Genomic DNA, 10,670 nt, shown 5'->3' on the forward strand with positions numbered 1-10,670 from the left:
AAAACAATAAAATGCTGCATGAAGCTGGCCGGAGCGACCAACCCTACCAGCAGCATCAGCGCGCCACCCACGCCAAGCAGGGTAAACTGCTGCTTGGTCTGGGCCTTGAAGGCTGCCAGTTCCTGCGCCTTTTTTTCTTCCGGCGTCAATTCCTTGACTTCGGGTTTCGTTTGAGCAGCGATCGCCTGCACCTTGGGGGGCGGCGGTGGGAAGGTTATCTCACCTTCGTAAGTCACAGTCGCGCCACGGATCACATCGTCTTCCATGTCGTGATTGACCTTACCGTCCTTATCGGGCGTTAAGTCCGTCATCATGTGGCGAATATTGGTTGCGTAGAGTGACGAAGACTGCGCCGCCATCCGGCTTGGGAAGTCGGTATAGCCAATGATTGTTACGCCATTGCTTGTAATAACCTTCTCGTCCGGTACCGTGCCTTCGACGTTGCCGCCGCGTTCTGCTGCAAGATCAACAATGACCGAACCCGGTTTCATCGCCTTTACCATATCCTCCAACCACAGCTTTGGTGCAGGTCGGTTGGGGATCAACGCAGTCGTGATGACAATGTCCATCTCCGGAGCCAGCTCCCGGAATTTGGCCAGTTGAGCATTCCGGAATTCCTCAGACTGAACCGAGGCATATCCGCCCGTTGCAGCGCCATCCTGTTGTTCTTCTTCGAAGTCCAGATATACGAATTCTGCACCCATGGATTCGACCTGCTCGGCGACCTCGGGCCGTACATCGAATGCATATGTGATAGCGCCCAAAGAGGTTGAGGTACCGATAGCCGCCAGTCCCGCCACACCGGCACCGACGATCAGCACCTTCGCAGGTGGAACTTTACCTGCGGCGGTCACCTGACCAGTAAAGAAACGGCCAAAGTTGTTGCCTGCTTCGATCACCGCGCGGTAACCGGCGATGTTCGCCATTGAACTCAACGCGTCCATCTTCTGTGCGCGCGAAATCCGTGGCACCATCTCCATAGCAATCACATTTGCGCCTTTGGATTTGGCCAACTCCATACCTTCTTCGTTCCCAGCCGGATTAAAAAAGGAAATCAGGGTCTTACCTTTAGTCAAACGCTTCAGCTCTGTCTCGGTTGGCTGGCGTACCTTGGCGACAATATCAGCAGCCTTCCATAAGGAAGCTGCAGTTTTAACAACTTCGACACCAGCCTCTTTGTACAAGGCATCGGAAAAGCCCGCCGCCGCGCCAGCACCTTTTTCGATCAGGCATTCATACCCAAGCTTCTGCAATTGACGGGCCGAGTCCGGGGTCATTGCAACCCGGTTCTCACCGTCAAAAATTTCCTTTGGCGTTCCTATCTTCAACGGTGAATTCCCCCTAATTTTCGATTTGTTCGCGCAGGTGGTTGGTATTCTTCGTCAAGCTCTGATGTATCTCGCGAAAGATTATTTCGCAAGCGCAGCATTTTTTACGCCGTATAAAAACCCTCAAATGCTCAGATCCATCGGCGTGTTTGGCGCTCATAGCGGGCAAATTCCGACCGAAAAGTCCGTCGCAGGCGATCTTCCTCCGCCAATATGAAGCGGTGCTCCAGCACCCATACAAACAATGGGACCAAAGCCAGAGACAAAACCGCATCGAACCTGATGATCAGTCCGGTCAGGATCAATACATCGCCAAGGTAAATTGGATTTCGGCTGCGTTTGAAAATACCTGTCCGGATCAACGATGTCGGCGTCTGGTGCGGTATCACTGTGGTCTTGAAACGCCGAAACTCCACAATTGCCATTAGGATCAAAATGACGCCTCCACCGATCAGCAACCCACTGATAAGGTCGGTGAACCAACCCTCAAGCGATAAACCGAATGAGAAGTAACGCGACTGCAACCAAGCGAGGATTGCAACACCCAGTAACCAAACCGGGGGGACATCAATATTGCGCATGCTTTGAAATTCCGTATTTCCAGAAACCCGGATACATGTCGTTTTCCAGCAAAGATGTATCGTTTTCCGGTGCTATTGGCAAAAACACAGATGGTCGCAGGTATCTAAAATACACCTTCAAACATGGACCTATGAGCGATGGACACGACCAGCCGTATCATCTAGCCACTTGGCATCTGAACCGAAAACAAACCTGACGGAAACTCAATGACAGACTTTGCCGCCACGAAAGCCAAATTTTACCTGCCGCACGGCATGATCTATCTGGACGGCAATTCGCTTGGACCAATGCCCAAGGAAGCGAACGCGCGAGTTCACAGCATGATTACTGACGAATGGGGGCAGATGTTGATAACCGGCTGGAACAAAGCCGGATGGATGGGCATGCCTACTGGATTGGGCGACAGGATCGGCCGCTTGATAGGGGCAGAACCGGGCAGTGTTGTGGTCGGCGACACTCTTTCGATCAAAGTTTACCAAGCGGTGGCTTCGGCGCTGGAGTTGCGCCCAGATCGCAAGGTCGTGCTTTCAGACAGTGGAAACTTCCCCTCGGATCTTTATATGGCGGACGGCCTACTACGTTCACTTGGGCCAGACTACGAACTGCGTGTGGTCGACCCAGAAGTGATTGCAGAACACATCTCCGACGACGTTGCCGTATTACTTCTGACCGAAGTTGATTATCGAACCGGTCGTATGCATGACATGAAGACACTAACTGAACTCGCACATTCAAATGGTACGGTGACAGTATGGGATCTTGCCCATTCCGCGGGCGCAATCCCAGTACACTTGGCCGAGTGCAATGCCGACTTTGCCGTCGGGTGCACTTACAAATACTTGAATGGCGGGCCTGGTGCGCCGGCTTTTATCTACATTGCACCGCGTTTGGCGGAGAAAGTGCGGCCAGCGCTATCCGGCTGGTTGGGGCACGAAGCTCCATTCGCGTTTAATTTGGATTACCGCCCCGGCACTGGTATTGAGCGGATGCGGGTAGGCACGCCACCAGTCATCCAAATGGCGGCATTGGCCTCTGCTCTTGATATTTGGGACACAGTCGACATGACAGATGTTCGATCAAGATCTATCGAGTTGACGGAATTATTCCTTAAACGGGTCGAGGCCACGTGCCCCGACTTAGAGCTCGCCAGCCCCCGCGATCCGAACGAACGAGGAAGCCAGATTTCATTCCGCTTCAAAGAAGGGTATGCTGCTATGCAGGCGCTGATCGCCCGTGGTGTGATCGGGGACTTTCGAGCTCCTGACATAATGCGGTTCGGTTTCACCCCTCTCTTTATCGATACTGCAGATGTCGAGCAGGCCGTTGAAATTATGTCGAAAATCATGAAAGATATGTTGTGGGACAATCCTGAATACAAGATTCGTCAGCGGGTTACTTGACTTCGAGTCCGGCTCCAAACAAGGCTGCCACCTGTGCAATTCTTTTTTCAAATTCGCTGGCGCTTGAAGCGGTCAGTTTGATACCTTTTAAGGTGGCAGTGATTGTCCTGGCTGTCTCTTCAGCTTTGTCCGGCAGGCAAACACGCCCAGCAGTATCTTCACGCGCTAACCAATCTGCGTACAGCTGGGTCAGCTTTGCCTCGCCTTGTTCGACAATATCCGTGGACATCGATTTTGTGGCGTCCAACATCTCGACCCCATGGGGAGAAGCCAGAATTGCAGCCATTCCATCTGACTGAGCAAGAATAGCCCGGCTTACTATTTGCGATACGGCCCCTTTCGATTGTAAGGCCTTGAAAACGGAAGAAATCTTTTCTTCGTAATGCAACTGGGTGAGTTTGCGAACGATGTCTTGTTTGTTTTTGTAATGCAAATAGACGGCAGGTCGGGACATTCCCGCCCCTTTTGCAATGTCATCCATCGAAGTTTTTCGGAACCCGTAGGTTGCAAAGGCTTGAAACGCGGAACTTAGGATCGCCGCCTGCTTCGGATCGTCGATTACGTCTATCATAAACCAAGCCCTGACAGTTTTTGTTTATTTTGTCAATTGACATCCTGACATTTTACGACAACTATGTCATAAATCTGCCACGGAAAATGAGGCACGCAATGGCGACCACCTTAAAGATCAACGGTACACCCCATCAGGTTAATTTGCCTGATGATGTTCCACTCTTGTGGGTTCTGCGAGACGAAGTTGGCCTGACCGGTACCAAATTTGGATGCGGTGTAGCCGCTTGTGGCGCGTGTACTGTCCATATCGATGGTGAGGCAGTTCGATCATGTCAGGTTGCCCTTTCTGACGTATGGGGAGATGTGACCACAATCGAAGGACTGGGAACGCCAGAGGCGATGGCTACGATTCAGAAATCATGGGTGGATCACCAAGTTGCCCAATGCGGTTATTGCCAGTCAGGTCAAATCATGCAGGCAGCAGCATTGTTGTCGGAAAACCCGACCCCTACAGACTCCGAGATCGATGATGCGATGCAGGGCAATCTGTGCCGTTGCGGAACCTATCCGCGTATCCGCGCGGCCATCCACGATGCCGCAGCCAAATTGAGGGAGGCCTAGACGATGGCAAGCATAGGTAAAATCCTGCGCCGTACCTTTCTAATTGGATCTGCCGCTGTAGTTGGCGGTGTCGCTTTCGGCGCGTATTACGTTTCTCGCCCCGCCGCAAATCCACTGAAGCCAGGCGAAGGCGAAACGGTATTGAGCCCGTTCGTCATGATCGACCAAGAAGGCGTTACTCTTTTCGCTCCGCGCGCTGAGATGGGCCAGAGTGTCATGACCACCTGGGCTGCGCTGATTGCCGAAGAACTAGATGTTGAATTGGACCAAATCCGTGTGCTGCACGGTCCTGCGGCTGCAGCTTATTACAACTCAGCACTGGTTGGTGAGGGCTTGCCAAACAAAGGCTATGACATCTCGAACTTCCAACACAATCTAGGCGAAGCCCTAGGTGTGCTTGGCAGGACGCTCAGCCTGCAGGTCACGGGCGGCTCAACCTCGATGAAAGACGGGTTCGAGCGGATGCGAATGGCGGGTGCAACAGCGCGAGAGACGCTGAAGCAGGCTGCAGCCGAAAGGCAGAACATCGACCGAGATCAATTGACTACAGAAAATGGAGCGGTAGTTGCACCAGATGGGACGCGTATCCCATATACCGAACTCGCAGAAGCAGCGGGTCAGATCGATCCGCCCAAGGTTACCCTTCGCGATCCGTCTGAATGGCGCCTATTGGGTCAGCCACAGCAACGTCTGGATACGCCGGGAAAATCCACTGGTACGGCTGAATTCGGGATCGATGTTCGGCCCGAAGGAATAATGTTTGCCTCCGTGCGCATGAACCCCAAATTGGGCGGTGCGATGAACAGCTTCGACGCCGGTGTAGCCAAATCTATGCCTGGCGTAGAAAAGGTTGTCGATTTGGGCACAGGTGTCGCGGTTATTGCCACCAATACTTGGTTGGCTATTCAGGCAGTCGAAGCGATTGAAGTGGACTGGGGCGATGCTCCTTATCCACCCGAAAATGACCAGTTGTTCGCACAGATTGCCGCGGCGTTCGACGATCGACCAAATTCGACTATGCGCGACGATGGGGATGTCGACGCAGTTCGTGAAGGTGTCACTGAAATTACTGCTGAATATTCAGCGCCTTACTTGGCTCATTCCACTATGGAGCCAATGAACGCCACCGCTCTTTATTCCGGCGGCAAACTGGAACTTTGGTGCGGGAATCAAGCCCCAACTCTGATTCGAATGCGTGTGGCCAATATTGCCGGCCTTGATACCGAAAACGTTGAAATTCACACAACCTATTTGGGTGGAGGTTTCGGGCGACGCGGCGAGCTGGATTTTGGCGAAATCGCCACGAAGGTTGCCATGGCGATGCCGGGCACACCGATCCAGACCACCTGGAGCCGAGAAGAGGACATGCGCCACGACTTTTACCGCCCCGCCGCAATGGCGCGGATGCGGGGCGCGGTAAAGGATGGCAAAGCTGTTGTGATCGACGGCAAAGTTGCATCGCAGTCCTGTACTCATCAAGCTGTGCAACGGGTAACAGGCTTTGCTGGGGGTGGACCTGACAAGGTTTTGGTAGAAGGTTTTTTCAATCAGCCATACGCAGTTCCAAACTACCGCATGAGCGGTCACGTTGCCGATCTTGCGGTTCCTGTAGGTTTCTGGCGGTCAGTAGGCAACAGTCACAATGGATTCTTCCATGAAACCTTTATGGACGAAATGGCTCACGCCGCGGGGCAAGACCCTTTGGAGTTTCGGTTGGAACTAACCAAATCCGAACACGCCCCATCGGCTGGTTGCCTACAAGCCGTAAAGGAAATGTCCGGCTGGACAGGAAAGACCCCTTCGGGGGTTGGGCGCGGCGTTGCCCTGACCTATAGCTTTGGCACCCCGGTCGCTCAGGTGATCGAAGTCGTCGACGAAGACGGAACGATCCGGATCAAAAAGGCATGGATCGCCTGCGACGTAGGTCTCGCACTTGATCCTGCAACGGTACAGGCACAAATGATTGGCGGCATGATCTATGGCCTTTCCGCGGCTGTTCAGGGCGAAATTACATTCGCTGACGGCGAAGTCGAACAATACAACTTTCCAGATTATGACGCGCTGCGTATGCACAACGCTCCGAAAACAGAGGTTCGTATTCTAGAGACAAATAAACATTTGGGCGGTGTGGGAGAGCCCGGAACACCGCCATCCATGCCAGCACTAGGTAACGCTCTATTCGATCTTACAGGGCAACGTGCACGTAGCCTTCCGCTTAACAAGCAGTTCGATTTACTCGTGTAATTTAATCATTCAGCCCGGTCATCCACCGGGCTGTATCAGCTAGTTAACTTAAGCGGACTTTTTCAAATGCGTCGCCTTTCGGCTCGCCGACCAGTTGCGAACAGCTGCGCCAAACGCCTCGAACAAAGGGCGGGAGACCGGATCATTTGCAGCATCCCACTCTGGATGCCACTGCACGGACAAAGTGAAACCCGGCGCATCTTTTACATACATCGCTTCGGGTGTTCCGTCAGGAGCATGACCATCGATCACAACACCGCGTCCGATCGTTTTTATGCCCTGACCATGCAGCGTATTGGTCATTACTTCGGTTGCTCCAAAGAGGTCGTGAAACACTCCGCCTTCGGCAAGCGTTACAACATGGCGTAACGCAAATTTCTCTTCCAGCGTTCCGTCTGGGGGCATTCTGTGGTTCTGGCGCCCCGGCAGGTCGCGGATTTCAGGATAGAGTGTTCCGCCCAGTGCGACGTTGACCTCCTGAAATCCCCGGCAAATTCCAAAGAAAGGTTGCCCACGCTCAACACAAGCCCGCACTAAAGGCAGCGTAATGGCGTCCCTCGCCCGATCAAAATCACCATGTGCGGCAGTAGCGGATTCGCCATATTCTTCTGGGTGCACATTTGGCCGCCCACCTGTCAGCAAAAAACCGTCGCAGACTTCCAGCAATTCTTCTACAGAGACAAAACGTGGGTCAGCGGGGATAAGCAATGGTACGCAATCCGAAACATTTGAAACCGCATCCGAGTTCATCGTCCCGCCCGCATGGGTCGGATATTGATCATTCATCAGATAAGAGTTGCCGATAATACCGACGACCGGACGCACCATTCATTCCTCGCTGCATTTTAGAACCGTTCGAACATTCATGCCAAAAATATCCGGACTTTCAATGTGCGAAGTTGCAGTTTGCACTGTGAATTTCTCAACATCTACACGCCGTTGCCACAGATAAGCCGCAGTTTTAGGTCAATCAAGCCTAAACCAATGGTACTGGGTCGCTGGCGATGACAACAACTGTTACCAATCAAAGTAAGACTCGGCTGCTCGCCGTGTCAGAATGTCTATGCCGACCTGAATTCATTCTTGCCTGCCTGTTGGCTTTGATCATCGCTCTTTGCGTTGCGTTATCCATGATCAAGGCCCAGCCCATCGCCTGGGCTGGTTTCGGGCTTGGTTTGACGCCCACATTGGGTCTGTTCGCTGTGGGGGTTTATATTCGACAGTTTAAAAACCAGCCGCGCATTGCACAGCTTGCCATCGCGAACAGCCTGTTTTTAGGATTTATGGGCATCACGACGTTGCTGATTTACCTGCGCTTCCCAATTTCAGAGTTGGTGTATGACCAATGGCTGATGCAGGCCGACGCAGCAATCGGATATTCGTGGCCCAATATAATAAAGACAGTCGCAGCTAATCCGGATTATGGGTACGTGCTGCGCTTTGTTTATCTCAGCTCACTGCCGCAACTTTTCATTATGGTAGCTTACCTAGCGTTGACCGGCAGGGCCGAAACACTGAACCAAGCTTTGCTGGCCGGAACCCTCAGCCTTTTGCTGACAACCTTAATCTGGTGGATCGCACCAAGTGTCGGGCCATCGGCATTTCACAGTCTGCCCGCCGGACTAGAAAGCCAGATAGGTCTTGTCACAAACAGTAACTACGCCGAAATTCTACGCAGCTTGGCCCATCAGGGGCTGGAGGTGATCAGACCGTCGGACATTGTAGGAACAATTGCCTTTCCGTCCTACCATACCGTTATGTCGCTTTTAGTGGTTTGGTATTTGCGTGGCACACCACTAATAATTCCAGCGTTAATGCTCAACATCATGATGATACCCGCAATACTGTCTCACGGTGGGCACCACTTGGTTGACTTGGCCGGGGGAATGTTAGTTTTCGCAGTCGCAGCTTGGTTTGCAACGCGATCATGGATGCACCACGCAAAAGGCTAGTTCAAACCTCTCCGATCAGACCTGCTGCTTCGATACCTTTAATCGCGGCGGCGGCGTCATTATCCGAAGTATCACCTGTAACTCCTACTGCACCGATTACAGCGCCCTTTCGGTCGCGTAATAATACACCTCCGGGTACTGGGATAACTTGTCCGCCATAGACGCCATTCACACAGGCCATGAAGTAGGCTTGCGCTTCGGCCCTTTGCATCTGCGCAGTACCCGCCATTCCCAACATAACCGAACCGTAGGCCTTGCCCTGAGCTATCGCAAAGCGACCCGGAGCCGCTCCGTCTTCACGTTCAAATGCGATCACATGACCACCAGCATCCAGCACAACCACCGATAAGGGCTTCATTCCGACCTCGCGGCCATGTTCCAACGTCTTGCGCACGATCGTTCGTGCCTTGCGTAGTGAAATCGACATTTCCAGCCCTTTCGCGTGATGGCTTTTTGTCAAAATGCAAGAACAGGCACTCTTGCCATAAAATACCTAATTATTCTGTGCTTTCAGTTCCAAACGTCGAGCATGCAAGACGGGCTCGGTATAACCTGAAGGCTGAACACGCCCTTTAAACACAAGGTCACAAGCCGCCTGAAAAGCTATGCCATCAAAACCCGGAGCCATTGGGGTGTAAACCGGGTCATCCGCGTTTTGACGGTCCACAACGGCAGCCATCTTTTGCATGGCCGACATCGTCTCTGATTGGCTTACCACATCGTGATACAGCCAATTGGCCAATGCTTGGGACGAAATACGACACGTTGCCCGATCTTCCATCAGGCCAATGTCGTTAATGTCAGGTACCTTTGAACAACCAACGCCCTGATCGATCCAACGCACGACATACCCAAGTATGCCTTGCGCATTGTTTTCGATCTCGCGGGCAATTTCTTCGTTGCTCAAATTGCGACCACCCAGCAACGGAATAGTCAGCAGATCGTCCAATGTGCCGCGTGCTCCACCAGCCGCGATTTCATCCTGCCGCGCCAAAACATCCACCTTGTGATAGTGCGTCGCATGCAAGGTTGCGGCCGTTGGTGACGGCACCCAGGCACAAGTAGCCCCTGCCATTGGATGAACGATTTTGGCGGCAAGCATGTCACCCATCCGGTCCGGCATAGCCCACATGCCTTTACCGATCTGAGCCTTTCCCTTTAGGCCACATGCCAGCCCGATATCAACGTTGCGATCCTCGTACGATGTAATCCAAGGCGTGTCCTTGATATCGCCTTTGGGCAACATTGGGCCGGCTTCCATTGACGTATGAATTTCGTCTCCGGTTCGGTCCAAAAACCCGGTATTAATGAACGCTACTCGGGATTTTGCTGCCCGAATACATTCTTTTAGGTTCGCCGAGGTTCGGCGCTCTTCATCCATAATGCCAAGCTTCACAGTATTGCGGGGCAGACCGAGGATGTCTTCGACCATGTCGAAAATTTCCACCGAAAACGCAACTTCTTCCGGCCCGTGCATCTTGGGCTTGACCACATAAACCGAACCTTCGACCGAGTTGCCACCCTCTCTCTTCAGGTCGTGCATAGCGATCAGCGTAGTACAGAGCGCGTCCATCAAACCTTCGCCAATCTCGCGACCCTCAGCGTCCAGAATCGCGGGATTGGTCATAAGGTGCCCGACATTGCGGACAAGCATCAGCGAACGACCTTTTAGCGTTGCTGATCCGCCACCAGCTTGGGTGTAGGTAACATCATCCGACAGTTTACGGGCAAACGTTTTACCACCTTTAGTGACCAGTTCGACGAGGTCACCTTTCATTAGGCCCAGCCAATTGCCGTAGGCAACCACTTTATCCTCGGCATCAACACAAGCGACCGAGTCCTCGCAATCCATGATCGTAGTCAAGGCAGACTCAAGGCGAATATCTGAAATGCCAGCAGGATCTGACGCCCCGATCGCACTCGACGGGTCGATCATAATCTGAAGATGTAGACCGTTGTTTTTGAGCAGTATGAAATCGGGACTGTCTGCCGCTCCCCCAAAGCCAACAAATTTAGCAGGGTCGGACAAG

Annotated in this window: 10 protein-coding genes; 4 read left to right on the plus strand and 6 right to left on the minus strand. The window is 52.8% G+C overall.

Annotated features, from left to right (window positions below; translation table 11 throughout):
- Positions 1–1,328: Re/Si-specific NAD(P)(+) transhydrogenase subunit alpha (locus tag AC2FNE_RS23340; RefSeq protein ID WP_496806415.1), on the minus strand; the 1,328-nt coding region annotated here is incomplete at its 3' end.
- Between the two features lie 131 nt (positions 1,329–1,459).
- Entirely contained in the window at positions 1,460–1,909 is a 450-nt protein-coding gene (locus AC2FNE_RS23345) for a methyltransferase family protein (protein WP_170478896.1), read from the minus strand.
- A gap of 207 nt (positions 1,910–2,116) precedes the next feature.
- Between AC2FNE_RS23345 and kynU the strand changes: the two genes are divergently transcribed.
- Positions 2,117–3,310, plus strand: a complete 1,194-nt coding sequence (kynU, locus tag AC2FNE_RS23350) for a kynureninase (RefSeq protein ID WP_496806416.1) — start codon at positions 2,117–2,119, stop codon at positions 3,308–3,310.
- On the opposite strand, the gene AC2FNE_RS23355 is transcribed toward kynU, so the two are convergent.
- Entirely contained in the window at positions 3,303–3,881 is a 579-nt protein-coding gene (locus AC2FNE_RS23355; RefSeq protein WP_170478893.1) for a TetR/AcrR family transcriptional regulator, read from the minus strand. The genes kynU and AC2FNE_RS23355 overlap by 8 nt on opposite strands.
- Positions 3,882–3,979: 98 nt before the next feature.
- Here AC2FNE_RS23355 and AC2FNE_RS23360 point away from each other — a divergent pair, with 98 nt between their 5' ends.
- Both AC2FNE_RS23360 and AC2FNE_RS23365 read left to right on the plus strand, forming a co-directional pair.
- Positions 3,980–4,444, plus strand: coding sequence for a (2Fe-2S)-binding protein (locus AC2FNE_RS23360; protein ID WP_170478891.1), 465 nt, complete (start codon positions 3,980–3,982; stop codon positions 4,442–4,444).
- Positions 4,445–4,447: 3 nt separating this feature from the next.
- Positions 4,448–6,688 (plus strand): xanthine dehydrogenase family protein molybdopterin-binding subunit, encoded by a 2,241-nt coding sequence (locus tag AC2FNE_RS23365; protein WP_496806417.1) that lies wholly within the window; start codon positions 4,448–4,450, stop codon positions 6,686–6,688.
- Between the two features lie 48 nt (positions 6,689–6,736).
- Here the strand turns inward: AC2FNE_RS23365 and AC2FNE_RS23370 are convergent, their stop codons facing one another.
- The gene (locus AC2FNE_RS23370; protein WP_496806418.1) at positions 6,737–7,516 is read right to left on the minus strand and encodes a gamma-glutamyl-gamma-aminobutyrate hydrolase family protein; all 780 of its coding nucleotides are present in this window, start codon (positions 7,514–7,516) and stop codon (positions 6,737–6,739) included.
- Positions 7,517–7,692: 176 nt separating this feature from the next.
- On the opposite strand from AC2FNE_RS23370, the gene AC2FNE_RS23375 reads away from it, so the two are divergent.
- Positions 7,693–8,640, plus strand: a complete 948-nt coding sequence (locus tag AC2FNE_RS23375; RefSeq protein WP_170478886.1) for a phosphatase PAP2 family protein — start codon at positions 7,693–7,695, stop codon at positions 8,638–8,640.
- Position 8,641: 1 nt separating this feature from the next.
- On the opposite strand, the gene AC2FNE_RS23380 is transcribed toward AC2FNE_RS23375, so the two are convergent.
- Both AC2FNE_RS23380 and AC2FNE_RS23385 read right to left on the minus strand, forming a co-directional pair.
- Positions 8,642–9,067 (minus strand): GlcG/HbpS family heme-binding protein, encoded by a 426-nt coding sequence (locus AC2FNE_RS23380; protein ID WP_170478884.1) that lies wholly within the window; start codon positions 9,065–9,067, stop codon positions 8,642–8,644.
- Positions 9,068–9,133: 66 nt separating this feature from the next.
- The coding region (locus tag AC2FNE_RS23385; protein ID WP_496806419.1) for a malate synthase G at positions 9,134–10,670 on the minus strand (1,537 nt) is incomplete at its 5' end.

It is taken from the genome of Ruegeria sp. YKSD179, assembly GCF_059612885.1.

What these genes read in the sequence shown, in the direction of transcription:
- kynU (WP_496806416.1), top strand. Translation starts at nt 2,117, where the DNA reads ATGACAGACTTTGCCGCCACGAAAGCCAAATTTTACCTGCCGCACGGC.
- AC2FNE_RS23345 (WP_170478896.1), bottom strand. Translation starts at nt 1,909, where the DNA reads ATGCGCAATATTGATGTCCCCCCGGTTTGGTTACTGGGTGTTGCAATC.
- AC2FNE_RS23375 (WP_170478886.1), top strand. Translation starts at nt 7,693, where the DNA reads ATGACAACAACTGTTACCAATCAAAGTAAGACTCGGCTGCTCGCCGTG.
- AC2FNE_RS23355 (WP_170478893.1), bottom strand. Translation starts at nt 3,881, where the DNA reads ATGATAGACGTAATCGACGATCCGAAGCAGGCGGCGATCCTAAGTTCC.
- AC2FNE_RS23360 (WP_170478891.1), top strand. Translation starts at nt 3,980, where the DNA reads ATGGCGACCACCTTAAAGATCAACGGTACACCCCATCAGGTTAATTTG.
- AC2FNE_RS23365 (WP_496806417.1), top strand. Translation starts at nt 4,448, where the DNA reads ATGGCAAGCATAGGTAAAATCCTGCGCCGTACCTTTCTAATTGGATCT.
- AC2FNE_RS23370 (WP_496806418.1), bottom strand. Translation starts at nt 7,516, where the DNA reads ATGGTGCGTCCGGTCGTCGGTATTATCGGCAACTCTTATCTGATGAAT.
- AC2FNE_RS23380 (WP_170478884.1), bottom strand. Translation starts at nt 9,067, where the DNA reads ATGTCGATTTCACTACGCAAGGCACGAACGATCGTGCGCAAGACGTTG.